The sequence below is a fragment of the Planosporangium mesophilum genome (assembly GCF_016863255.1).
GTDB lineage: Bacteria > Actinomycetota > Actinomycetes > Mycobacteriales > Micromonosporaceae > Planosporangium > Planosporangium mesophilum.
Window position 1 is genome coordinate 113,021 of record NZ_BOON01000006.1, and the last position, 23,472, is coordinate 136,492.

General features: G+C 71.4%; 27 protein-coding genes and 1 tRNA gene. 9 read left to right on the forward strand and 19 right to left on the reverse strand.

Going from position 1 to position 23,472, the window contains the following annotated elements; translation table 11 throughout:
* Positions 1-26: 26 nt before the first annotated feature.
* Complete coding sequence (gene rsmI, locus Pme01_RS04270; protein ID WP_203935425.1) at positions 27-869, reverse strand: 16S rRNA (cytidine(1402)-2'-O)-methyltransferase; 843 nt, start codon at positions 867-869, stop codon at positions 27-29.
* Positions 870-983: 114 nt separating this feature from the next.
* Between rsmI and Pme01_RS04275 the strand changes: the two genes are divergently transcribed.
* Entirely contained in the window at positions 984-2,507 is a 1,524-nt protein-coding gene (locus tag Pme01_RS04275) for a dolichyl-phosphate-mannose--protein mannosyltransferase (RefSeq protein ID WP_168112558.1), read from the forward strand.
* A 4-nt stretch (positions 2,508-2,511) separates the two neighbouring features.
* Here Pme01_RS04275 and Pme01_RS04280 read toward each other — a convergent pair whose 3' ends face one another.
* Positions 2,512-3,459: a quinone oxidoreductase family protein gene (locus Pme01_RS04280; RefSeq protein WP_168112557.1), complete on the reverse strand. Its 948-nt coding sequence runs from the start codon at positions 3,457-3,459 to the stop codon at positions 2,512-2,514.
* 56 nt (positions 3,460-3,515) lie between these two features.
* Between Pme01_RS04280 and Pme01_RS04285 the strand changes: the two genes are divergently transcribed.
* Positions 3,516-4,277 carry an SDR family NAD(P)-dependent oxidoreductase gene (locus Pme01_RS04285; protein WP_168112556.1) on the forward strand — a complete coding sequence of 254 codons (762 nt, stop codon included), beginning with the start codon at positions 3,516-3,518 and terminating at the stop codon, positions 4,275-4,277.
* Here the strand turns inward: Pme01_RS04285 and Pme01_RS04290 are convergent, their stop codons facing one another.
* From Pme01_RS04290 to Pme01_RS04350, 13 genes are all read right to left on the reverse strand, one after another.
* Positions 4,278-5,105 carry a TrmH family RNA methyltransferase gene (locus Pme01_RS04290; protein WP_168112555.1) on the reverse strand — a complete coding sequence of 276 codons (828 nt, stop codon included), beginning with the start codon at positions 5,103-5,105 and terminating at the stop codon, positions 4,278-4,280.
* A 55-nt stretch (positions 5,106-5,160) separates the two neighbouring features.
* Entirely contained in the window at positions 5,161-5,565 is a 405-nt protein-coding gene (locus Pme01_RS04295; RefSeq protein ID WP_168112554.1) for an STAS domain-containing protein, read from the reverse strand.
* A 526-nt stretch (positions 5,566-6,091) separates the two neighbouring features.
* On the reverse strand, positions 6,092-6,286 hold the full coding sequence (locus Pme01_RS04300) for a DUF3073 domain-containing protein (protein WP_168112553.1): 195 nt from the start codon (positions 6,284-6,286) through the stop codon (positions 6,092-6,094).
* Positions 6,287-6,536: 250 nt separating this feature from the next.
* Positions 6,537-7,832: a site-specific DNA-methyltransferase gene (locus Pme01_RS04305; protein WP_168112552.1), complete on the reverse strand. Its 1,296-nt coding sequence runs from the start codon at positions 7,830-7,832 to the stop codon at positions 6,537-6,539.
* Between the two features lie 914 nt (positions 7,833-8,746).
* On the reverse strand, positions 8,747-9,700 hold the full coding sequence (locus Pme01_RS04310) for an aldo/keto reductase (RefSeq protein ID WP_168112551.1): 954 nt from the start codon (positions 9,698-9,700) through the stop codon (positions 8,747-8,749).
* A gap of 139 nt (positions 9,701-9,839) precedes the next feature.
* Complete coding sequence (locus Pme01_RS04315) at positions 9,840-10,061, reverse strand: helix-turn-helix domain-containing protein (RefSeq protein WP_030724363.1); 222 nt, start codon at positions 10,059-10,061, stop codon at positions 9,840-9,842.
* Entirely contained in the window at positions 10,061-10,546 is a 486-nt protein-coding gene (locus tag Pme01_RS04320; RefSeq protein ID WP_168112550.1) for a DUF2975 domain-containing protein, read from the reverse strand. Before Pme01_RS04320 ends, Pme01_RS04315 begins: the two co-directional genes overlap by 1 nt.
* A 267-nt stretch (positions 10,547-10,813) precedes the next feature.
* Positions 10,814-10,890: transfer RNA gene (locus tag Pme01_RS04325), tRNA-Ala, on the reverse strand.
* A 132-nt stretch (positions 10,891-11,022) separates the two neighbouring features.
* Positions 11,023-11,736 carry a divisome protein SepX/GlpR gene (gene sepX, locus Pme01_RS04330; protein ID WP_239088015.1) on the reverse strand — a complete coding sequence of 238 codons (714 nt, stop codon included), beginning with the start codon at positions 11,734-11,736 and terminating at the stop codon, positions 11,023-11,025.
* A 163-nt stretch (positions 11,737-11,899) separates the two neighbouring features.
* Complete coding sequence (locus tag Pme01_RS04335) at positions 11,900-12,526, reverse strand: GNAT family N-acetyltransferase (RefSeq protein WP_168112549.1); 627 nt, start codon at positions 12,524-12,526, stop codon at positions 11,900-11,902.
* On the reverse strand, positions 12,526-13,827 hold the full coding sequence (locus tag Pme01_RS04340; protein ID WP_168112548.1) for a molybdopterin molybdotransferase MoeA: 1,302 nt from the start codon (positions 13,825-13,827) through the stop codon (positions 12,526-12,528). The genes Pme01_RS04335 and Pme01_RS04340 overlap by 1 nt, the downstream gene beginning before the upstream one ends.
* Positions 13,828-13,891: 64 nt before the next feature.
* Positions 13,892-14,824: a UTP--glucose-1-phosphate uridylyltransferase gene (locus Pme01_RS04345; protein ID WP_373315451.1), complete on the reverse strand. Its 933-nt coding sequence runs from the start codon at positions 14,822-14,824 to the stop codon at positions 13,892-13,894.
* A gap of 63 nt (positions 14,825-14,887) precedes the next feature.
* Positions 14,888-17,137 carry a GGDEF domain-containing protein gene (locus tag Pme01_RS04350; protein ID WP_239088016.1) on the reverse strand — a complete coding sequence of 750 codons (2,250 nt, stop codon included), beginning with the start codon at positions 17,135-17,137 and terminating at the stop codon, positions 14,888-14,890.
* A gap of 125 nt (positions 17,138-17,262) precedes the next feature.
* Here Pme01_RS04350 and Pme01_RS04355 point away from each other — a divergent pair, with 125 nt between their 5' ends.
* Both Pme01_RS04355 and Pme01_RS04360 read left to right on the forward strand, forming a co-directional pair.
* The gene (locus Pme01_RS04355; protein WP_168112545.1) at positions 17,263-17,877 is read left to right on the forward strand and encodes a 5-formyltetrahydrofolate cyclo-ligase; all 615 of its coding nucleotides are present in this window, start codon (positions 17,263-17,265) and stop codon (positions 17,875-17,877) included.
* Between the two features lie 49 nt (positions 17,878-17,926).
* Positions 17,927-18,235 (forward strand): FmdB family zinc ribbon protein, encoded by a 309-nt coding sequence (locus tag Pme01_RS04360; RefSeq protein WP_168112544.1) that lies wholly within the window; start codon positions 17,927-17,929, stop codon positions 18,233-18,235.
* A 39-nt stretch (positions 18,236-18,274) separates the two neighbouring features.
* Here the strand turns inward: Pme01_RS04360 and Pme01_RS04365 are convergent, their stop codons facing one another.
* Complete coding sequence (locus tag Pme01_RS04365; RefSeq protein ID WP_168112427.1) at positions 18,275-18,463, reverse strand: hypothetical protein; 189 nt, start codon at positions 18,461-18,463, stop codon at positions 18,275-18,277.
* A 96-nt stretch (positions 18,464-18,559) separates the two neighbouring features.
* On the opposite strand from Pme01_RS04365, the gene Pme01_RS04370 reads away from it, so the two are divergent.
* The 4 genes from Pme01_RS04370 (at position 18,560) to Pme01_RS04385 (ending at position 20,613) form a co-directional block, all read left to right on the forward strand.
* Positions 18,560-18,712, forward strand: a complete 153-nt coding sequence (locus tag Pme01_RS04370; protein WP_168112543.1) for a hypothetical protein — start codon at positions 18,560-18,562, stop codon at positions 18,710-18,712.
* A 27-nt stretch (positions 18,713-18,739) separates the two neighbouring features.
* Positions 18,740-19,111 (forward strand): hypothetical protein, encoded by a 372-nt coding sequence (locus Pme01_RS04375; protein WP_203935426.1) that lies wholly within the window; start codon positions 18,740-18,742, stop codon positions 19,109-19,111.
* Positions 19,112-19,301: 190 nt separating this feature from the next.
* A complete protein-coding gene (locus Pme01_RS04380; RefSeq protein WP_168112542.1) occupies positions 19,302-19,727 on the forward strand; it encodes a Fur family transcriptional regulator in 426 nt (141 codons plus the stop codon).
* A gap of 19 nt (positions 19,728-19,746) precedes the next feature.
* Positions 19,747-20,613: an oxygenase MpaB family protein gene (locus tag Pme01_RS04385; protein WP_168112541.1), complete on the forward strand. Its 867-nt coding sequence runs from the start codon at positions 19,747-19,749 to the stop codon at positions 20,611-20,613.
* 8 nt (positions 20,614-20,621) lie between these two features.
* Here the strand turns inward: Pme01_RS04385 and Pme01_RS04390 are convergent, their stop codons facing one another.
* A complete protein-coding gene (locus Pme01_RS04390; protein ID WP_168112540.1) occupies positions 20,622-21,464 on the reverse strand; it encodes a RecB family exonuclease in 843 nt (280 codons plus the stop codon).
* A gap of 157 nt (positions 21,465-21,621) precedes the next feature.
* Between Pme01_RS04390 and Pme01_RS04395 the strand changes: the two genes are divergently transcribed.
* The gene (locus Pme01_RS04395) at positions 21,622-21,912 is read left to right on the forward strand and encodes a DUF6191 domain-containing protein (RefSeq protein WP_168112539.1); all 291 of its coding nucleotides are present in this window, start codon (positions 21,622-21,624) and stop codon (positions 21,910-21,912) included.
* Here Pme01_RS04395 and Pme01_RS04400 read toward each other — a convergent pair.
* Together Pme01_RS04400 and Pme01_RS04405 are read right to left on the reverse strand one after the other, a co-directional pair.
* On the reverse strand, positions 21,900-22,511 hold the full coding sequence (locus tag Pme01_RS04400) for a MarC family protein (protein WP_168112538.1): 612 nt from the start codon (positions 22,509-22,511) through the stop codon (positions 21,900-21,902). The two genes, Pme01_RS04395 and Pme01_RS04400, sit on opposite strands and share 13 nt — an antisense overlap.
* On the reverse strand, positions 22,508-23,356 hold the full coding sequence (locus Pme01_RS04405; RefSeq protein ID WP_168112537.1) for a PHP domain-containing protein: 849 nt from the start codon (positions 23,354-23,356) through the stop codon (positions 22,508-22,510). Before Pme01_RS04405 ends, Pme01_RS04400 begins: the two co-directional genes overlap by 4 nt.
* Positions 23,357-23,472: the final 116 nt, after the last annotated feature.

Sequence of the window (23,472 nt, forward strand, 5' to 3'; positions counted from 1 at the left end):
CCGGTGGGTCGCCCGCGCTTTGCACGTCAGGGCTGTTCGCGAGGGGCGTGGACGGCGTTGTACACCTCCCGCTTGGGTACCCCGCGCTCGGCCGCGACCGCGGCGATGGCGGCCTTCCGGGGCCTACCGGTCGCTTCGAGATCGGCCACCTCGACGGCCAACTCCGCCGGGGTCAGGCGTTCGGCGGGCCGCTCCGGCGTCCCCGCGACGACGAGCGTGATCTCGCCGCGCGGCGGGTCCTCGGCGGCCGACGCCGCGAGCTCGCCGAGCGTGGCGCGGCGGACCTCCTCGTACGTCTTCGTCAGCTCGCGGCACAGCGCCGCCGGGCGGTCGGGGCCGAACGCGGCGGCGAGATCGGTCAGGGTGGCCGCGACCCGGTGCGGAGCCTCGAAGAGGACCATCGTGCGCGGCTCGCCGGCCATCCGGGCCAGGTAGGCCCGCCGCTCGCTCGGCTTGCGGGGCGGGAAGCCCTCGAAGCAGAACCGGTCGGACGGCAGGCCGGACAGCGCCAGCGCGGTGGTCACGGCGCTCGGACCGGGCGCCGAGGTGACCGGCACCCCGGCGTCGAGCGCCGCGCGTACCAGCCGGAAGCCGGGGTCGGACACACTGGGCATGCCGCCGTCGGTGATCAAGGCGACCGTCGCACCGCTGGTGAGCGCGTCGACCAGTTCGGGCGTACGTCGCTGCTCGTTGCCTTCGAAGTACGAGATGATCCGGCCGGCCACGGTGACGTCGAGCTCCCGGGCCAGCCGGGTCAGCCGTCGGGTGTCCTCGGCGGCGACGATGTCTGCGGTGGCCAGCACGTCACGCAGCCGCGTGGAGGCGTCACCGACGTTCCCGAGCGGCGCGCCGAGAAGGATGAGAGCCACTCGGCGTCTCCTTTGTCGTGATCGGGGTGCACATGCGTCGCAAAGGCAGCCTACGATCGCCGGGTGAGCTGGCGTGCAGGGGCCGACGACGGATCGACCGGCAGGGTGTTGACGATGGAGCCACCCGTACCGAGGGACGCCGTCGCCGGGGTGCCGGAGTCGGTGCGCCGGCGCCTGCTCCCCCGGGTCGGCTCCGACCTGAACTCCTGGCTGGCCACGGCCGTGGTCGTACTGATCGCGGCGGTCCTGCGCCTGGTCGGCCTCGCCCATCCGCCCGGCAAGATCTTCGACGAGACGTACTACGCCACCGAGGGCCAGGAGCTGTTCGACCACGGGGTCGAGTGGCGGCCCGAGAACAACGCCGGCGACTTCGTGGTCCATCCGCCGCTCGGAAAGTGGATCATCGGCGCCGGCGAGTGGCTGTTCGGGCGCGACGAGTTCGGCTGGCGGATCGCAGCGGCCGTGTTCGGTACCCTCTCGGTCCTGATTCTGATCCGGGTCGCCCGGCGGCTGTTCGGCTCCACGGTCCTCGGCTGCGCCGCGGGCCTGCTGCTGGCCCTCGACGGGATGCACTTCGTACTGTCCCGGTCGGCGCTGCTCGACATCTTCCTGATGACGTTCATCCTGGCCGGGTTCGCCTGTCTGGTCCTGGACCGCGATCAGCGGCGGGCCAGGTGGCTCGCCGCGCTGGAGGGCGGGCTGGACCCCACCCAGGGGCGCCCGCGCCTGGGGGTGCCCTGGTGGCGCCTGGCGGCCGCCGTGATGATCGGCTGCGCCGCCTCGGTCAAGTGGAGCGCGCTCTGGCACTTCCTGCTGTTCATCGTCCTGATCGTCATCTGGGAGGTCGGTGCCCGCCGGGCCGCCGGCAGCCGGCACCCCTGGCGGGACACGTTCCTCGACGAAGCGGGGTGGATGGTGGCGTTCGGCGCCATCGCCGTGGCCGTCTACCTCGCGTCCTGGACCGGCTGGTTCGTCACCGACACCGGCTGGGCCCGCCATCACCTCGCCAACGACCTGCACCAGCGCGAACTGCCGGTGATCGGCGCCCTGCAGAACCTGTGGGAGTACCACCGGCAGGCGCTGCACTTCCACACCGGGCTGCACGACACCCACCGGTACCAGTCCTGGCCCTGGCAGTGGCTGCTGCTGGGCCGGCCGGTCGCGTTCTCCTACAGCCAGGACGGCGGGTGCGGCGCCGCGTCCTGCTCGGCGGAGGTGCTGCTGCTCGGTACGCCGGTGCTGTGGTGGGCGTTCCTGCCCGCGCTGGCCGGGCTGGCCTGGTTCGGGATCAGCCGCCGCGACTGGCGAGCCCTGGCGATCGGGCTCGCCGCCGCGGCCGGCATCCTGCCGTGGTTCTGGTACGAGATCCAGAACCGCACCATGTTCTACTTCTACGCCCTGCCGTCGCTGCCGTTCCTGATCCTCGCTGTGGTGTACGTGCTCGGCGCGATCATCGGACCGGCGCCCGGGCCCGGGGAGCCGCTGCCCGACCGCCGGCTGTTCGGCACGATCTTCGCCGGGGTGTTCGTGGGGCTGGTGGCGCTGTGCTTCGCGTACTTCTACCCGATCTACGTCGGGAAGGCCATCACGTACGCGGAGTGGAGCGCCCGGATGTGGCTCGGCGGCCGCTGGATCTAGATCGTCAAGCCCGCAGGATCAGCTTTCCGGTGGTCCGGCGGGCGAGCAGGTCCTCGTGCGCCCGGCGGGTCTCGGCCAGCGGGTACTCGCCACCCACGACCGGCCGTACCCGACCGGCCGTCACCAGCTCGAAAAGCTCGGTCAGCGGCGGGGCGAACATGCCCGGTACGGCCAGCGCGGGGCTGAGCCAGAACCCGACGACCGACAGGTTGCGCATCATCAGGCGGCCGGGCTCGACCGGCTTGGCGACCTGACGGGACGCGGCGCCGAACGTGACGAGCCGGCCGAACTGCCCGAGGGCCTCGAACGCCGCGTCGAACACCGGGCCGCTCACGGCGTCGAGGACCACGTCGACGCGCTTCCCGCCGTTGGCCTCGATGACCCGCTCGGCGTACCCGTCGGCGTCGCCGGAGACCGCGACGTCCGCGCCCAGGTCCAGGGCGAGCCGCTGCTTGTCGGGCGTGGAGGCGGTGGCGATGACGCGGCCGGCACCGAAGGCCTTCGCGAGCTGTACGGCCAGTGACCCGACCCCGCCCGCCGCGGCGTTGACCACGACGCTCTCGCCGGGCGTCAGGCGGGCGCTGGTACGCAGCAGGTGCCATGCGGACAGCCCCTGTACCAGCAGGGCGAGCGCCTCGCCGTCGCCGATCGCCTCCGGTACCTCGACGGTGAGCGCGGCGGGCAGGAGCGCCTTCTCCGCGTACCCTCCGCCCGTGGACAGCCCCATCACCCGGCGGCCGTCGGCGGTCCGCCCGATCACCTCGGAGCCGGGCACGAAGGGCAGTTTCGGGCTGCTCAGGTAGGAGCCGTCGGCGAGGTGGGTGTCGGCGTAGTTGACCCCGGCCGCCTCGACGTCGACCAGGACCTGGTCCGGCCCGGGTACGGGATCCGGCAGCTCGACCGGCTCGAGCACCTCGGGTCCGCCGTAACGAGAGATCTGGATGGCACGCATCGGGCCAGACTAATCCCGCATGATCCTGGAGACTGCTGCCTGTGAGGAGGGCGACGATGACGAGCTATCTGGACGGCCTGTTCTCGCTCGACGGGCGGGTGGCCGTGGTGACCGGCGGCAACTCCGGTATCGGCCGGGCCATCGCGGAGGCGCTGGCGTACGCCGGGGCCAGTGTCGTGCTGCTGGCCCGCGACAAGGACCGGCTGCGCGAGACCGCCGAGGCGCTCCCCAGTGCCGGGTACGTGGCGGTCGACCTGGCCGACCGGGAGGCGCTGGCAGCCGCCGCCGACGAGGCCGCGGCGCTGTTCGGTGAGCCCGACATCCTCGTCAACTCCGCCGGGGTCAACCCGCGCCCACCGCTGGCCGAGCTCACCCTCGCCGACTGGGACCTGCTCTTCGCCGTCAACCTGGACGCGCCGTTCCTGCTCGGTCAGCGGTTCGGACCGGGCATGGCAGAGCGCGGCTGGGGGCGGATCATCAACCTCGCCTCCCAGCAGTCGGTGCGCGCCTTCGCCAACAGCGGCGGGTACGGCGCCTCGAAGGCCGGCCTCACCGGGCTCACCCGGTCACAGGCCGAGGCGTGGTCGCGGTACGGCGTGTGCTGCAACGCGATCGCGCCCGGCGTCGTCGAGACGCCGATGAACCAGGTGTTCTTCGCCGATCCGGCGCGGCCGGCCGCGGCCGCGGCCCGCACGATGACCGGTCGCAACGGGCTGACCAGCGACTTCGCCGGGCTGGCGGTGTTTCTGGCCAGCCCGGCGTGCGAGTACGTGACCGGCCAGACGATCTTCGTAGACGGCGGCTTCTCGGTGGCGTAGTCACCACGCGCCGCTGGTGTCGGGCGCCGGCCCGGTACGGGGCGGGGTTCGCTGCCGCGCCGCCTCGTACAGCAGCACGCTCGCCGCGGTCGCCGCGTTGAGCGAGCTTGCCGAGCCGCCGATCGGGATGCGCACCATCCGGTCGCAGGCCGACCGCCACGCCGCCGACAGTCCCACGGTCTCGTTGCCGATCACCAGCAGGGTCGGCCGGGTCAGGTCATGGTCGGCCACGTCGACCTCGGCCGACTCGTCGGCGGCGACGACGGCGCACCGACCGTCGGCCCAGTCGAGCACCTCCCGGTGCGAGGGCATCCGCACCGCGGGTACCGAGAACAGCGAGCCGGTGCTGGCCCGTACCGTCTTCGGGTCGTACACGTCCGCGGCGTGCCCGGTGACGATGACGCCGTCGGCGCCGAACGCGTCGGCCGAGCGCAGCAGCGTACCGATGTTGCCCGGGCTGCCGGGCCGGTCGAACACGACGCCCAGGAACGAGGGGCCCACCTCGATGCGGCTGAGGTCGTCGGGGGCGATCGCGGCCACCGCGATCAGCTCGACGTCCGCGTCGTCCTTGTCGCTCAGCTCGCCGAGCAGGTCGGGCGCGACCGCGAACCGCGGGGCGTCGACCCGGTCCAGGATGTCCCGCGCCCACCGCGACAGGTCGTCGGTATCGCGGTGCAGCAGCGCGTGGAGCGGCCAGCCGTGCTCGACGGCCAGGTTGATCGGGCGTACGCCCTGGACGAGAAACTCACCGGCGCGCTGGCGCTTGGCCCGGTTGGTCAACAGGGACTGCCACTGCTGGAACCGGGCGTTGCGGGTCGTGATACGCACCCCAGCACGGTATGCGACCGTGCCGCCCGCTGCCCCACCGCTGCGGATCACCGGATCAGCCCGCGGCGTCGTCGGCCTGCTCGGCGGTGTCGTAGAGCGGAATCATGCGGGTGAGATGGGTGGCGTCGAGCACCTGCCGGACGATCGGCTGCACGCCCGCCAGTCGCAGCCACCCACCGTGGCGGGTGGCCATCAGATGCGTCTGCGCCATCATGTTGAGCCCGCTCGAGTCGCACAGGTCGACCCCACTGAGGTCGAGGACGATGCGCGGCTTCTCCTCCGCGGCGAGCGCCAGCAGCGTCTCCTTCAAAGCCTCATGGGTATCGAAGTAGATGCTGCCACTCGCCGCTACGACCGTATGATCCGCGCTCCGGCGGACGACGACGTCGACCCTGTCTGTCACCGCATGGCCCGCTTCCCGATAGCCCGTTTCCCCGCCGGCGGCGCGGGACCACTCCACCCCCAGCAGCCTAGTCGCCCACGGCGGTTCCGCATGGCGCGCGACGTACACCGGAGGGCCGGGGGTCCCGTGGCCGCCGCGACGCCGGCCGCAGGCCGTTTCCTCGGTGGGTGAGATCAAGCGACGCGGCCGAGTTCGTCAACGGGTACCGCGTTTGCCCGCTTCGATGCCACGAGCGACCTGGCGGCTTTCAATTCACGATGACGCGGCTTTTTCGGTGCGGCGAAATACCTGTGGAAATCGGCGCTCGGTGAACCCATTTCCGGGCTGCCGCTCCACCACGGTCCGGGGTAGATGCCAATAACACCTGGAGTCGCGCCGACTGTTCACCACCGTGGTGCATAGCGACACCCAGGCACGGCTGCCGCCTTGCCTGCCGTGCCGGACCTCCGGGCCACGAGCACAATCAGTAACCCCGTCCAGCGGGGTTCAACGAGCAACAGGTCGAGCGAGGACACGGACGGCGATCCCGGGTGGAGTGGCTGCGCCTACCGGCGGGCTCCCGCCTGGCGTCTTCGCTTCAAGATCAGCGCCGAGGCTCGGACCAGCGGTCCTGACTCTCCTCGTCGGAGTAGTCGCCGTCCTCGTGATCGAGCTCGTCATCCGACTTGCCGTTGCCAGCAAGCTCGCGCTGCAGTGCAGCGAGATCGGTGGTCGGAGAGTGATACTTGAGCTCTCGGGCCACCCTCGTCTGCTTGGCTTTGGCTCGGCCGCGGCCCATGGCTCGACCCCCTTGGACAGAAATTATGGGGACAGCCCCTCGTGCAGGCGGACCCCATCATGTAGGCACCTCTCGTTCGTCAACCATAACATCGTCCGCACGGCACTTCGGTGTCTCGGTGTCGCTGAAGAGCCGGCGCCGGAGCCGCCACACCACCTGGGGCTACCGCACGATGCCGGCCACCGACATGCGCACCATCCGCGCACCGCTCATCTACCGAGCGTCACCGTCGATCTTGATCGTCCACCGCCTACGACTCCGCCACACCGCTGACCGTCACTTCCACGAGTCCGGCGCCGCTGTTACGCGCCCGGAGGTAATCCTGCTCGATTCGCCCGAAGCCGTTCGCCTCGAACAGGCTGGCGAGTATGTCGTGCGTCTCGACCATGATTCCCTTGGTCTCGGTATTGCCCACCACGTAACCGATAGGCGCCCCGCTCATTACTTTTCTACCGACCGCGGCGAGGTGGATGTCCATGTCGTTGAAGAACTTGGTCACGTAATTTCCCATGAGCAGGCTCTGCTCATGCAGATCCTCGTACACCCGGCCCATCGCCCTGGCGACGTTCTCGGTCGGCTCGACGACGCCCTTTTGGAGCACCGAAGTAGCTCTGCCCCAGGTGCCGGCGATGGTGACGGTGTCGAGGTCGCCGGCCTCCCTCGGAGTTGAGATGAATTCCAGGAGGTACAGGTGGGGCCGCGTGTTCCATACGTAGCTGTACCTGTTGGGGTAGGGCGGAGAGGTGAAGACGGCCCCGATGGACCCGTCCGGTACCTCTTCCAGCCCTCGGCTGTCGGAGTTGATGATCTGCGCACGGCCCACGCGCGAGGGGATGTGGCGTTCCAGATCCTCGATCATCCGGGCGACCACCTCCTTGAACGGCCTGATCACCTCGATGTCGTGTGACGACCGGTCGACGAAGAACAGCTGCAACCGGCCGAGCGTGATGTTGGCCGTCGAGTAGACGATCTCCGCCAGGGCGAGCCTCAGGTGATCCGCGACGTCTCCCCCGTGCTTCCCGATGGACTGCCGCAGCGCCAGAAGCTGCCTGAGTACATCCGGACGCCACCACCGGTAGACGTTGTGGATGGGCGGAATCACGGTGCCGAGCTCGGCAGCGAACTCCTCGACGTCCAGTGGTCCGCTCGACAGCAGGTCGGCGGTCGACGACAGCACAGCCGCCAGCGCCACGCGAAGCTCGTCGACGCTGACGTCCCATCTGGTCGAGGTCCGCGAGACGAACGCGAGAAAAGGGTTGATCTCGAAGCCGACGGAGTCGAGGCCCCTTCGGGTGGCGACGATGCAGGTGGTGCCCGCACCGGAGAACGGCTCCAGCAATCGGCCCGAGTCGAATTGAGGATGCTCGTCGAGCCAGTGACCGACCAGGTGGGGCGAGTAGCTGGGCGTCAGCCGGAACCACCGGTGAAAGGGAGAGTCGAGGCCACCCTCGAAGGTGATGCGGTGACGAGGGCGACGCCGAGGGGTTGCGGTCGCGTCCGCCAGCACCAACGACTCGGGCAACCGCGCGGCTTCGTCGGTGGTCATCGGCGCAGATTACCGGAGGACGCGAAGCCTCGGCGTCGGTACGCGTAGGGCCAACGTGAGCGCGAGCCTGGACGGATCATCCACCATTCCGTCGGTTACTTGCGCCGACCTGTTCATTCTCGCACTCTGCGTCGATGGCGAGGTCATCGTGTGTACGGCCACGTACGGCGTCCGACGGCGGTTCGCGGACCAGACGTGGAGCAGATATACAGCACCTGAACCCTCAACCTTCCGAGTAGAGGCGGTGAGGTACCTAGTGGTCACGTACGAGGTGAGGGGGCCTGTCTGAGTCTCGTGCGGGCCGGCTCGGCATGGCTGGTTGCTGTCCCTCGCTGCCGTACACCTGTCTCTCCGATCCGCGACTACGGCTTTGGACGCCGATATTGTGGGGTGGCGATCTGTCCACGCAGCCGACCGCAAGGAGGACCACCATGTCCGATCAACTTCCGGTCCTGCGGACCTGTGGCTACTGCCGTGGCACTGGACGTCGCAACGAGTTCGACTGCCTGGCCTGCAAGGGCGCTGGCGTGGTCTGGTGTCCGGTACCCGACGCCGGCTACCCCGAGGATGACTGGCTACCGTCGCGCGATTCGAACCTGGGAAATCATCCACGGCAGGCTTGAAGAGAACCCCGCCGTCCTGGCCGATCCGCGCTCAGGCTGGCCGGCACCTCTACTGACCTGGGTCTACCCGTTGGCCTGCCTCCTCGCGGTCAGTCCTTTCTGTACGGCCACGTCCTGGTGTTCGACGGCGGTTCGCGGACCAGGTCCGGACCACAACGCGAGCAACCAAGGTCCTGAACCTACGGAGTACAGGCAGAACGGTCCGGTGGTGGTCCGAACCGGTCGTGAACAGGCAGGCCATGAAGCCTGCTGTACGTAGTCGAGGCCGGCGCTCGCTGGGCTATGAGGAGATCAAGCGACGTCTCCAGCGCCCCGTCCATTCCCATCCCCGCTGGTCAGCTGTGTCTCGTGTTCCGAGCTTTCGTGGACGGAGCCGAGAAGAGCCAGTTCATCCGGGGACAGTCGCAACGTGCCGGCCGCTACGTTGGCGACCAGGTGGTCGGGATTTCCGGTGCCCGGGATGGCCAGCACGTGCGATCCGAGGTGCAGCGTCCAGGCGATCCGGACCTGCGCGGCCGTTGCCCCGTGGGCGCGGGCGATGGTGAGTATCGCGTCCCGGTCCGTGCCGCTGAGGCCGGTCTCTCGCCCGGCCCCGGCGATGGCGAAGAACGGTACGAACGCCACGCCTTGCTCTCCGCAGGCGCGTACGAAGTCGTCCTGCTCGCCCCGCCGGTAATCGACGCCGTAAGGGTTCTGCACGCAGACCACCGGCGCGATGGCCTGCGCTTCGGCGAGGTGGTGCGGCCGGACGTTGGAGAGGCCCAGGTGCCGGATGAGGCCGGCTTGCCGCAGGTCGGCTAGTGCACCAAAGTGCTCGGCGATCGAGTCGAGCCCGCGCTGGCGCAGGTTGACGATGTCGAGATGGTCGCGGCCGAGCTGGCGCAGGTTCTCCTCGACCTGGCCGCGCAACTGTTCCGGTCGGGCCAGAGGTAGCCAGTCACCGGATGGATCTCGGCCAGGGCCAACCTTGGTGACGATGACCAGGTTCTCCGGGTACGGGGCTAGCGCCCGATTGATCAGTTCGTTGGCGGAACGTAGTGACGAGAAGTAGAACGCCGCGGTGTCGATGTGGTTGACGCCCAGGTCTATCGCGCGGCGCAGCACGTTGATCGCCTGTTCGCGATCGCGCGGCGTGCCGTCGGCGTTGGCCGTCAAGCGCATCGCGCCGAAGCCGACCCGGTTGACCGTCAAGTCGCCGAGCGTCCAGGTGCCGGCCGACGCTGCCGTGATCTCCTCATAGATCATGCTCGAAGCTTGCCACCCGGACGCCCTTCCCCGGACCCCTTACCCCCGGGGCAATCCACACGGGACGTTGACCTGCGGCTGGAAAGCCGCCGAGCTGCCGGCACGGTCCCCAGTGTCCGCGCCAGTCCGCCGTTGTCCGTCATCCGCCCGCGGCGTCCTCGGCCTCCCAGCGCAGCAGGTCGCCCGGCTGGCACTCGAGCACCTCGCAGAGCGCAGCGAGCGTCGCGAAGCGCACCGCCTTGGCGCGACCGTTCTTGAGTACCGCCAGGTTGGCGGGCGTGATCCCTACGCGGTCGGCGAGCTCGCCCACGGACATCTTCCGCCTGGCCAGCATCACGTCGATGTCGACGGCGATCGGCATCAGATCACCTCGTCCAACTCGGCCTTCATCTGCGCCGCTTCGACGTCCCGCGCGACGGCCTGGGCGAGCAGCATCCGCAGCACGAGCACGATGAGCGCGACCCCCAGGATGGCCACGCCAACCCCGCCCATGATGACGGTGACGCCCGGGTCGTCCCGCTGGCCCGGCGCATTGAGGACCGTGACCGCGAACCACACGAGTGCAGCCGCCACGATCGCGCCGATCACGCCGTCCACGTACCGGAAGGCGGCGTGGGAGAACACGGTTCCGCGTCGCACCATCGTCACCAGCCGCCATACACAGACCAGGGCGACCTGGACCGACACCATGCCCAGGATCGTGATCACGCGCAGCGGGGTCAGCGGGAGCGACCCCTGCTCCGGGTCGGTGGCCAACGCCCACACCATCAATGCCTGTATGAACACGGTGCCGGCGAGCACCACCACGAGCACGGCGCGCAGCGCCCCCACTGTCAGCTTTCCCATGGCCTATCCTTCCATCGAGTTACGATGGGAATCTATCGAAATTCGATAGGTCAAGCAAGATCTTGGACGGAGGGTGGGCGGCGGTTTCGCACCGCGGTGGGACGCCGCCTCCCCTCCCATGGCATGGCAATCGCGCGAACCGTCTTGATCTTGTCGAAGTCGGCCTCGCTTGAGAACAAATCGGACGAGAGCCTGGGCGGATCATGACCGCTGCTGTACGGGCGCGAAAGGGGCCGTTTCCGATCTTCGGAAACGGCCCCTTACCTCTGGTGGAGCTGAGGGGATTTGAACCCCTGACCCCCTCGATGCGAACGAGGTGCGCTACCAGTCTGCGCCACAGCCCCTTGCGATCATCTACCTCGCGGTAGCTGACCGGCGCCCACGATAACAGGTCGTGAGCACCGACGGCGAATTGGATCGCCGCGACACTCCGAGATCTTGGCGGCCCGGCACGACGACGCCGCGGGCCCCATGATCTACCAATCCTGGCCCACGGCACGGGCCTCGTACGCCCGCCCGCGTACCGCCGACTGCCCGGCCACCCGCGCGGCCTCCCGACGGGCCTCCTCGCGCTCCAACAGCTGCTGACGCAGGAGTTCCCTACGGGCCGCCGCCCGACGGGCCTGCTCGCGCCGTACGGCCGCCTGCCGGGCCGCCACCCAGGCGGCGTAGCGGGCCTCCGCGCGGCGGCGGCGCTGCTCCAGCATCGCCCGGTTGCGCAGGTGGGCCGTGTACGCCACCAGAAGCAGCCCGGTGAAGCCGGCGCTGATCCAGAATCCCGGGCCGACGACGACCACACCGACCAGCTCCACCAGGTTGAGCAGGACCAGCGCGGCGAACACCCGGCGGCGGCGGTACACCGCGCGGGGGTGCCGCAGGTGCTTGGGCGCCCGCTTGATCGGCTGGCGGGGCGGATCGGACGGAGAACCCTCAGCAGCCGAGGAGACCCCCACACCACCCGCCATCCGGGGCACGACGAAGCGGGGCGGGTTGATCGGCCGGCGTCCGGGCACGGTGCGGCGCCGGCGGTGCGTCTGGCCCCCGATCCGGGCCAGTACGCGAGCCGTCGACAGCGCCCGCTCCGCCACCAGCCGCTCGGTGGCGTCGTACCGGCGAACGAGCGCCGGAGCGAACGCCAGCAGGCCCGCGGCGGCGAGGACGGCGAGGAGCACCGAGGTCGGCACCCTCACCCCTCCCGTCACACCTGTATGGCAAAAGAAGAGTTGCAGCCGTGGCAACTCCGATATCCGAGGTTACGTGTCCTCGTCGAGTATTTTCCGGCGCCACGCTGCGCAATAGGCGCATGGACCAATTGGTACCTGATAGGTGGTGGTCCCAAACCCGAAAGGATGATCAGGCCGCGGCGCGGGTCCGGTGCCAACGCGCCAGCAGGCCACCTTCGTCGGCGACATCCTCGACCGTCAGGGCGTACCCGATATGGTCGCGCCATTCACCGTCGATGTGGAGATAACGCTCGTGGTAGGCCTCCTGGCGGAAACCGAGTTTCTCCACCACCCGCCGGCTCGGCCGGTTTTCGGGCCGAATGTTGACCTCGATCCGGTGCAGCCCACCGACGCCGAAGGCGTGGTCCACCGCGAGGGCCAGCGCCGTCGGGATGACGCCCCGCCCGGCGACCCGCGCGTCGACCCAGTACCCGGCGTACCCGGAGCAGAAGGCCCGCCGCACGATGCTGCCCAGCGTCAACTGGCCGACGAGACGCTCCTCGTCCGCGGCGAGCAGACACACCGCGAACGGCATCGCGGCGCCCTGGCGGGCGACGCGGCGCAGGTCGGCGTAGACGGAGCGGAACGCGGCCGGCGAGTTCAGCTCGTGCCACGGGCCGTACGGCGAGGGCTCCCAGGGGGCCAGCCACTCCTCGTTGGCCCGCCGGGTCTCCGACCAGGCCCGGGCATCGCCGCGCCGGTACGGCCGCAGCAGGACCGGCCCGTCACGGAGCACCGCCGGCCAGCCCGGCTGCATCACCGTCGCCGGTCCAGCAGCAGAACGTCCACCGTGGACCCGGCCGGCGCGGTCGTGACCCGCTCGCCGAGCACCATCAGGCCGTTCGCCTCCGCGAGACCGGAGAGCGTGTACGGGCCACCGGCGAGCGGCGCCACCGTGTACCCGCCGCCGCGGCGCTCGGCCACGTACGCCGGGCGGAACTCGCGCAGCCCGGACGGCGACTTGATCGTCTCCAGCAGGTGCGCCCGGACGCTCGGCCGGAAGACCGGGTCGGCACCGGCGAGCACCTGGATGACGGGCCGGGCCAGCACCTCGAACCCGATCAGCGCCGCGCCCGTGTCGCCGGGCAGGCAGACGACCGGTACGCCCTCGGCCCCGGCCATCGACGGCACGTTGCCGTAGCCCAACGATGTACATGGATAGACCGACACGTCGGTGAAGCGTACCGGTGGCCGCTGCCCGTCGCGCCGGGAGAGCACCCGCCGTACCATGTCGCCGGGGCCGACACCGGTCCCACCGGTCGTGATGATGAGGTCCGCCCGCAGGGTCTGGTCCTCGAGCAGGCCCCGCAGCCCTTCCGGGTCGTCGTCGCAGATCCCCACCCGGTACGCGTGCGCGCCCGCCTCGGCGGCCGCCGCGGTCAGCGCGTGCGAGTTGGCGTCGACGAGCTGGCCGGGCTGGCTGGCGCGGCCCACGTCGACGAGCTCGTCACCGGTCGCCACGATCACCGCGCGTGGGCTGGGGCGTACCACCACGTGCCCGATCCCGCAGCTTGCCAGCAGCGCGACCAGGGCCGGGTTGACGTAGGTGCCGGCCCGCGCGAGCAGGGCGCCGGCCGGGATCTCGTCGCCGGACCGGCGCAGGCCGAACCCGCGCCTCGGCGGCGAGTCGTACACCTCGACCGCCGCCATGCCCTGGTCGGTGGCGTGCACCGGGACCACGACGTCGGCGGCGGCCGGCAGCAGCGCGCCGGAGCCGATCGAGAAGCAGGTACCCGGGGTCAGCCGCACCGGCCGCCAGCTCGCCGCGCCCAGGTCGCCGATCACGTTCAGGCGTACCGGCCGGCTCGGCGAGGCGTCCACGACGTCCTCGAACCGTGCGGCGTACCCGTCGATCGCGGCGTGGTCGAACGCCGGCAGCGGCCCGGGCGCGTGCACGTCCTCGGCGAGCACGTTCCCGTACGCCTGGGTCAGGTCGAGGTCGAGTGCCGGCAGGGGCCGCAGCCCTCGCAGCACACCGGCCAGGTACTCGGCGAGCGGAGTCAGCTCGGCGCCAGCCGGATGAATAGTCGCGTCAAACTCCGTCGGGACCGTCGTCATACCGCTCGCCTCCTTTCCGATCTCGAACTTCTCCGATCTGTCATATCCCGGATGTCCCGGGCCACTATGACCGCGCGGAGCCTTCCGAACCATCAATTGATTCCACGAATCCGAGCAACCACGACCGGAAGGCCGGACCGATATCCTGCCGCTTCGCCGCCAATTGCACGACCGCCTGCAGATATCCGAGGGGCTGGCCGGTGTCGTACCGGATTCCCCGGTAGATGACGCCGTGAACCGGGGTCCCCTCGGCCAGCAGCAGCGCCATCGCGTCGGTGAGCTGGATCTCACCGCCGCTGCCGGGCTTGGTCCGCTTGATCGCGTTGAAGATGCTGGCCGGCAGCACGTACCGGCCGACCACGGCGAGGTTGCTCGGCGCCTCCTCCGGTGTCGGCTTCTCCACCAGGCCGGTGACCCGCACGACCTCGTGCCCGACGTCCTGGAGGGACGACTCGGCGGCCTCCACCGACGCGATGCCGTAGCGGCGCACCTCCTCCGGCTCGACCTCGATGAAGGCGAGCACGATGCCGCCGGTACGCGACTGCAGGTCCAGCATCGCCGGCAGCAGCGGGTCGGACTCGTCCACGAACTCGTCGCCGAGCAGCACCGCGAACGGCTCACCCGCGATGTGGGACTCGGCGGTGCCCACCGCGTGGCCGAGGCCGAGGGGCTCGTGCTGGCGGCAGGTGTAGATCTCGGCCAGTTCGCTGGGGCGCCGGACTGCCGCGAGCCGCTCGTCGTCGCCCTTCTCGATGAGCCGGGCCTCGAGGTCCGGCCGGCGGTCGAAGTGGTCGACCATGGAGGTCTTGCCGCGACCGGTGATGAGCAGGACGTCGGAGATGCCGGCGTCGGCGGCCTCTTCGACGATGTACTCCAGAACGGGACGGTCCACAACGGGCAACAGTTCCTTGGGTACGGCCTTGGTTGCGGGTAAGAACCGGGTGGCGAGACCGGCCGCCGGAATGACAGCCTTGACCGCCCGGCGGCCTTCCGAAATGGACGGAGATGGGGCACCCGTGGTTTCCGTGGTTGTGCGCGCGCTGTCGACCATGTCCGGAGACTAACCGCCGTGGCTTCGTCGCGACGCCTGAGGCGCGCTGGGCGCGCCGCTTGACGTGACGGCGGCCGCGTCCATGCCGTCCCCCGCCGGGCCCGCGTCGTCCGGGCCACCGGCCACGTTCGCCACGGCCGGTACCCCCTCCGCGCGCGCCCGGGCCACCCGGAATCTGTCCCGTCCGTCCGATTTTGCCTGGTAAAGGGCGTCGTCTGCGGCCTCGAGCACGGCGGCATCGCTCACGCCATGGTCGGGGTAGACCGCAATGCCGATGGATACCGTGACCGGGATCCGCACGGCCTGGGCCGAGCGGGCCGACCGGACGAACACCGGGGTACGCCGGATCGCCGCGACGAGGCGCTCGGCCACCACCTCGCCGCCGGTGGCGTCGGTCTCCGGCAGCAGGACGACGAACTCCTCGCCGCCCTGGCGGAACGCGAGGTCGACCTCGCGGATCTCGACCCGTACCCGCCGGGCGAACTCGGCCAGCACGGCGTCGCCGGCCGCGTGCCCGTACGTGTCGTTGACGTTCTTGAAGCGGTCGAGGTCCAGCGCGAGCACGGTGAGCCGGTGCCCGAACCGGCTGGCCCGCTCCACCTCCCGGCGCAGCGAGTCCTTCAGGTACCGGTAGTTCGACAGCCCGGTGAGCGGGTCGGTCAGCGACAGCCGCTGCGCCTCCTCGTGTACCCGCACGTTGTCCAGCGCGACAGCGGCCTGCCCGGCGAAGGTCCGCAGGGTGGTCAGGTCGGCGTCGTCGAACTCGTCGAAGCCGTGCCGGTCGTACAGGGCCAGCACCCCGCGCGGCGGCGCCGGAGACTCGGGGGCCGCCGGGCCCTCGGCGGTCGCGGCCATGAGCCCGCCGGTCGGGCCGGCCACCGCGCTCGGGCCGGGCGCGGCGAACGGTACCGCGACGTAGGTGCGGCAGCGGGGCTCGCCCGGGGCGAGCCGCGGGCCGTCGCGCCCGACCAGGCCCCGGCGCGCCACGCCGCTCGCGGCCACGTCGCCGAGCAGGCCGTCCCCCAGCCGTACCCGAAGTTCCTGAACCTGGGCCGGTCCGCCCTCGGTGAGCCCCTCGGCGCACCGGCCGACCAGCGTGCCGGTCGCCGGGTCGGCCAGCAGCAGCACGCCGGCCCGGGCCCCGGTCGCCGACAGCGCGCTCTCCAGGATCACCTCGAGGATGCGGTCGACGTCGTGCGTACTCGACAGCGTGTCCCCGAGCAGGCCGAGGTGGCCGCGCAGCTGGTCGCGGCTGGCCGTGAGCGCCTCCAGGTAGCCCTGCATCTCGCGGGCCATCCGGTTGAACGTCACGCCCAGCCGACCGACCTCGTCGCGGGTGCGGACCGGTACCCGGACGGCGAGGTCTCCGCCGGCGACCCGGTCGACGGCGTGGGACAGCTCGGTGAGCGGGCGCGTGGTCGAGCGGGCCAGCCACCGGGCGGCGACGATCGACAGCAGTGCGGTGACCGCGACCACCGCGATGAGCGCGGCGTACAGGGTGCGAGGCTCGTCGCGGGGCACCGACAGCGCGAGCGGCAGCGGCTGGCCGGGCCCCTGGTCGATCCGGCGGACCCACCGGCCGTTGTCGGTGCGGCCGGCGGCTCCGGCGCGCAGCCCGTCGGCCGCCGTGGTGACCTGTGCCAGGTCGCCGTCGCGCTCGGTGCTCCAGCGGTGGTCCGCGTGCAGCACGGTCACGGCCGCCCCGGCGGCGGTGGCGAGGCGGCGTACCAGGGCGGTGTCGACCGGCTCGACGGCGTAGACCTGGCCGAGCGGCCGGCCGTCGGCGTCGACCACCTGGACCCGCGCGGCGATGGCGACGGCGACGAAGCCGACCCCGTCGGACCCGCCGGCCATGCCGCTCCCTCCGGTTCCGCCGTCCCTGCCGTTCTCTCCGGCTCCGCCGGACGGGTCGCTACAGTCGGCCCACGGCCGCGCCGGCACGGCACCGGCGCTGTAGGCCACGTCCCCGCCGGTACCCACGAGCTGGATGCCCCCGGCGAGGTGGCGGCTGACGACCCGCTCCGCGGCGGCCGGTTCGAGGCTGCCACCGAGGACCGCCGCGGTCTCGGCGGCGGTACGCAGCCGCTGGCAGAGCGAGTTCATGGCGGTACGGAGGCCGCTGGCGGCCAGGTCGAGCCGCTCGGACGACCGGCTGTTGTTGACGGCGTCGACGGCCACCGCGACGAAGCCTGCCCCGAGCAGCACGGGACCGAGGACCACCGCGAGAAACGCGGCCGTCAGCCGCGTGCGCAGCGTCACTCGTCCTCCCGGTGTCAGCGGGGTCGATTGGTCACGCTCGTGTGATGCTGTCATAACGTACGGCGTTCCACTGACTGTCGCCGAGGTCCTTCGTGTCCGATTTATCTGATCTGTGCATCTTAGCCATGAAAGATGCCCTTGTGGTGAGCGCCGCGCCGGGGCGCGACAAGCGCGCGATCCGCTCCGCGGTGCTGTCGGCGCGCCGGACGCTGTCCCCGCAGGAGCGCTCGGACGCGGACGCCGCGATCCGGGAGGCTCTCGCGACCGTGGTGGCGCGGGTGCGGCCCGGTACCGTCTGCGCGTACCTGCCGATGGCCGGCGAGCCGGGCGGCGCGCGGCTGCCGGAGCTGCCGGGCGTCGGCCGGGTCCTGCTGCCGGTCCTCCGCCCCGACCTGGACCTCGACTGGGCCGCCTACCCGGCACCGCTGCTGTCGGGGCGGTACGGGCTCAGCGAACCCGACGGCCCCCGGCTCGGTGTGGACGCGATCGCCGAGGCCGAGCTGATCGTCGCACCGGGGCTGGCGGTGTCCACCGACGGCGTCCGGCTGGGTCGCGGCGGCGGCTCGTACGACCGCGCGCTGGCCCGGGTGGCACCCTCGGCACTCGTGGTGGTACCGCTCTACGACGGCGAACTGGTCGACCGGCTGCCGGCCGAGCCGCACGACCGGCCGGTGGACGCCGTGGTCACGCCGTCGGGCGTGGGTCTGGTGACTCACACTGGACGAAACCGGTCCGGATGACGCACCATTGGCACTCGAAGATGCCGAGTGCCAAATCACGGAGGCTGTCGTGCCGACCTACCAGTACGCCTGCACCGCGTGCGGCCACCAGCTCGAGGCGGTGCAGTCGTTCACCGACGAGCCGCTGACCGAGTGCCCCGCCTGCGAGGGCAAGCTGCGCAAGGTGTTCTCGGCCGTGGGTGTGGTGTTCAAGGGTTCGGGCTTCTACCGCACCGACTCCCGGTCGAACTCGTCGTCGTCGTCATCGACGGTGAGCTCGACCAACGGTGGCGAGACCACGAAGAAGGCATCCGAGAGCAAGCCGGCGGCGAGCACCTCGTCGGACAAGAAGCCGGCCGGCTCGACCACCGCGAGCTAGGCGCCGCGAAGGCCGCGCCGCGTGAAGGCGCGGCGGCGCTCAGCCCCAGTGCGGCGGCCGGTCTGCCAGCAGGCGGTCGTCGTTGCTGCCGGAGTGCTCGCCCCAGCCCGCGTCGGTGTCGTCACCGGTCTGGTCGGGCAGGATCACCAGATCCTCGGCGAAGGTCACCTCTCGCCGGTCGTCGGTGCGGTCGGGCGTGAGGTCCACGTCTTCGGTTCGGTACGGCACATACGCAGCGTAGTCCGAGGAGCCCGGATGTGAGGGTTCCCGCCGCACGGCGGCGTCCCTCACACTGATGCGGTCAACGCATCGAAGGGAATCTCCATGGGTATCGAAGACCCGACGCCGCAGGCCGCGCTGGACCCCACGGCCCAGGACAGCCAGGTCCGGCCCGGCCCGGCGGCGCCGAGCTGGGCCGACGAGTCCACCATCGCCATCCCGCTCTCCGAGCTGTTCGCGGACGAGGCCGAGGAGTGACCGCCGGGTGTTGGTAGCGTCGGGCTCGTGAGCAGCCCGAGCCCGTACGGGTCCGGCCCGGAGAATGTCACCGGGCGGCCCGCACCTGTCGTCGACGACGAGGCGCAGTGGCGACGACCCCCGGACGGGACCCCTCCGCCGGCACCGGCCGACCCGGCCCCGGCGGGCCGGCCGGCGAGCTACCCCGGGCCGCCTCCGACCATCCCGCCGCCGGCCGGTTGGCGGCCGCCGCTCGTCGTACAGGCGCCACCGCCCCGGTCGTTGCCACCCCAGGACCCCCTCGGCCTGGACCAGGCCGAGGGGCGGGCGCGCACGTTGACGTTCGGCATCGCCATGGTGAGCGGGGCGGTCATGGTCGTCCTGGTACTCGTGCTGTGCGGGCGGGCGCTGTTCTTCTGACCCGGCCCTCCGGCTCGGCCCGGCTCGGCCCAGGCCTGGCCAGGCCCGGCCAGGCCCGGCCAGGCCCGGCCAGGCCCGGCCAGGCCCGGCCAGGCCCGGCGAGACCCCATGGCGGTCAATTAGTACAAAGCCGACGTGGCTCCGACCACGCCACCTTGAGGTGCGGCATCGCGCGTGGTCTGATGGATGGATGTCCGGCGAAGAACTGCTGCGGTCCCGCGGTCTGCGGGTGACCCGGCAGCGCCTTGCCGTGCTCGACGTGCTCGACAGCGACCACGGACACCTCGACGTGGAGCAGATCACCGCCAAGGTACGCGGCCGGCTGGACTCCGTCTCGGTACAGGCCGTCTACGACGTGCTCGGCGCGCTGTCCCGCGCCGGCCTCGCGCGGCGGATCGAGCCGGCCGGCGGGCCGGCCCGCTTCGAGCGGCGGACCGGCGACAACCACCACCACATCGTGTGCCGGGGCTGCGGCGAGATCGCCGACGTCGACTGCGCGGTCGGGGCCGCGCCGTGCCTGAACCCGTCGCAGCTGCACGGGTACGAGCTGGACGAGGCCGAAGTGACGTTCTGGGGTCTCTGCGCCGGGTGCCAGGCCCGTCGTGCCGAGGACTGATCCGTGGCACGCTGACCCGGTGGGCAGCGGCGACGACAACGGCCTCGGGCTGTTCGGCCCAGGCTCGGTGACCTGGCGGGTGCACTCGGAGCCGATCATCGCGCTGGGCGGCCTCCGGGCCCTGTACCTGCAGCCGGCGCACCCCCGTGCGATGGCGGGTGTGGCCCAGAACTCCGACTTCCGGACCGACCCCTGGGGCCGGCTGGCCCGTACCTCGATCTACGTCGCCACGGTGGTGTACGGCACGACCGAGCAGGCCAACCGTGCCGGCGAGCGGCTGCGCGGGCTGCATGCGCGAATGTGGGCGACCGACCCGCACACCGGGGAGCGCTTCCGCATCGACGAGCCGGACCTGCTGCGGTGGGTACACGTGACCGAGATCGACTCGTTCCTGACCACCGCCCGACGGGCGGGCGTGGCGCTCACCGACGACGAGGCCGACCGGTACGTCCACGAGCAACGACGCGCGGCCGAGCTGGTCGGCCTGGCCGCCGACGAGGTGCCCGGTTCGGTCGCCGAGATCCAGGAGTACTACCGGGAGGTCCTCCCCCGCCTGCGGATGACCCGGGAGGCGGCGGAGAGCCTGCTGTTCCTGTCCGCGCCGCCGATGCGCTGGGGGCTCGGCTACACCCCGGCACGCGCCGCCTGGCTGGGGCTGGCGGCGCTCGGGATCGGCCTCCTGCCGCCGTGGGCCCGCAAGCTGTACGGCCTGCCGGCCCTACCGACCACCGACCTGACGGCATCCCTGTCGGCCCGTGCGCTGCGACTCACCCTGCGGGCCCTACCCCGGAACCTGTTCGAGGGCCCGATCTACAAGTCGGCGATGGCCCGGGCGGCGAGGGCCACCCCGACGGTCGGCGACCGCTCCACCCCGGGCTCCGCCTGACCGGTCGGCTACCCCTCCGGCGCGGACTCCGACGGCCGCTCGATCGCGGCCCACGGCTCACGCTCCGGGGCGGCCGCACCGGCGGGGCAGGTCCGACGGAAGTCGCACCAGGAACAGATCGGCCCCGGCGTGGTGGGGAACGCCACGTCGGGGTCGGCGCCGGCGGCCACCGCCTCCTCGGCGTCGATCACGTCCTGCGCGGTCTGCTCCGCCCGGCGCAGGTGCCTGGCCAGGGACTCCTCGGTGTGCTCGTGCGTCGCCACGGTGCCGGTGGGCAGGTGATGCAGCTCGACCCGGCGGCACCGGCGCCGGAACATCCGCTCCGCCGCGTACGCGTAGAGCGCCAGCGCCCGCGAACCGCGCGCGTCGTCGCCGTTGAGGTCGCGGCGCCCGGTCTTGTAGTCGACGATCACCAGTTCGTCGCCCACCTCGTCGATGCGGTCGACCCGCCCCGACAGCGCGAGCACCGTGGTGGGCGCGCCGACCGTCCGCTCCACCCCGAGCGGCTCGGCCGCCGGGTCGAGGCCCTCGACGTAGGTCTCCAACCACCCCAACGCCCGCTGGAACGCCTGCTGCTCCTGCTCGTCGTCCCGGTAGCCCTCACGCACCCAGGTGGCGCGCAGAAGCCTCGGCAGGGCCGCCGTGGTGCGCTCGGGGGCGGCCAGCCCGAACCAGTTCTTCAGGGCGCTGTGCACGCTCGCGCCCAGCGAGTTGTGGGCCCAGGGCGGCCCCCTCCGCGGCGCGGGCCGGTCGACGTAGACGTACCGGTAGCGGCGCGGGCAGTCCTCGTACGTGCCGAGCCGGCTCGGCGTACAGCTGAACAGCCGCCGGGGCGGGGCAAAAAGCCCCATCTGCCCGTCTTGCTCGTTAGGGTGGGCCGGGGTGGACGAACGGGTCGGCCGCTGTGTAGGCACATGACGATCCTGCCACCCGGGTGCGACACTTGTCCGACGCGCTATGGAGGCGCGGCCGGCCAGCACGACAGGCCGGCGGGCGCCGGGAGGTCTGATGGGGTTCATGCGATGGCTGCGCGGAGGTGACGAGGGCTCCAGCGCCACGAGCGCGGTCTCCGCGGGCCTTGCCGAGATCGACGGGCTGTTCCGGCCGTCGAAGCACAAGCAGACCGAGCACGTCGAGGAGCAGAAGCGCCGCCGGGTCGACGTGGCCGCCGCCGGCGGCATCGACCTCGAGCGTGGGGTGGCGGTGATCCGGGCCCCGCGAGCGGACCAGCCAGCAGTACAGGACTCACCAGCCGGCGGCGGTCAGCCGGTACGGACCGGCGAAGATCAGCCCAGGTAGGACCGGACGAACGCGGCCACCGCGTCCGCGATCAACTGCACCGCGATCGCGGCGACCAGGAGACCGGCGATGCGGGTCAGCACCTCGATGCCGCTGGGGCGCAGGATCCGCACGATGATCCCGGAGAACCGCAGCGCCAGCCAGACCAGCAGCAGTACCACGGCCATCCCCAGCGCGATGGCGGCGAAGTCGCCGGCGGTGTGCGCCCGCCGTACGAACAGCATCGTCGCCACGATGGCGCCCGGACCGGCCAGCAGCGGCGTTCCCAGCGGCACCAGGGCGATGTTCGAGGTCGCCTGCTGAGAAGACGGGTCGTCGGCCTTGCCGGTCAGCAGTTCCAGCGCGACCAGCAGGAGCAGCAGCCCACCCGCGCCCTGCAAGGCAGGCAGGCCGATGCCGAGATAGCCCAGGATCTGGTACCCGGCGACCGCGAAGAACGCGATGACGCCGCCGGCCAGCGCCACGGCCTGCCAGGCGGCCCGCTTGCGCTCGCGCGCCGGCTGCCTGCCCGTCAACGCGAGGAAGATCGGGACCATACCGGGCGGGTCCATGATCACAAAGAGCGTGACCAGGGCCTCGCCGAACAGCTTCGCGTTCATCGCAGCGGGCCGTAGCCTTTCGCGGCGCCGACGATCCGCTCGTACACGTCCGGCGCGGTCGTGTACGCGCCGAGCGGCACGGTCTTGTTGGTGCCGTGGAAGTCGCTGGAGCCGGTGACGACGAGCCCGAGGTCGGCGGCGAGCGCCCGGACGTACGCCCGCTCGGCGGGCGAGTGGTCGTCGTGGTCGGCCTCCAGCCCGAACAGGCCGGCCGCCGCCATCTCCGCGATGACGGCGTCGGGCACGATCCGGCCGCGCTTGGTGGCGTGCGGGTGGGCGAACACCGTCACCCCGCCCGCGTCGCGTACCAGCCGCAGCGCGTCGAACACGTCGAGGTCGTGCTTGGGCAGGCGGTACCGCTCTCCCAGCAGGTGCGGGGCGAACGCCTCGGAGACGCTCGCCGCCATCCCGCGCCGGATGAGCGCCTGGGCCAGGTGCGGCCGGCCGACCGTACCGCCGGCCGCGTAGCGGACGATCTCCTCCCAGGTGACGTCGATGCCGTCCGCGCGCATGAGGTCGACCATCCGCTGCGCGCGCCGCTCGCGGTCGGAGCGCACCGCGGCCAGCGCCTCGCACAGCGCCGGGTCGTCCGGGTCGAACAGGTACGCGAGCAGGTGCAGCGCGGTGGTCTGGTCCGGGCCGTACCACCGGCAGGACAGTTCGGCTCCGGGTACCAGCGTCAGCCCCGCCGGCAGCGCCGCCCGGGCCGGTTCCCAACCGCCCGTGGTGTCGTGGTCGGTGAGCGCGATGACGTCCAGCCCGGCGGCGGCTGCCGCCGTCATGAGCTCTGCCGGGCTCAGCGTGCCGTCGCTGGCGATGGAGTGGGTGTGCAGGTCAATTCGCATCAAACCCGACGGTACGGTATCGGCCGCCCGACCGGTCACGTACCTGCCGGTGCCACCACCATCCAGCGCTCCGATGTGGACGGCACCGGCCCACGGAAAGGTTGTCAGGAGGAGAA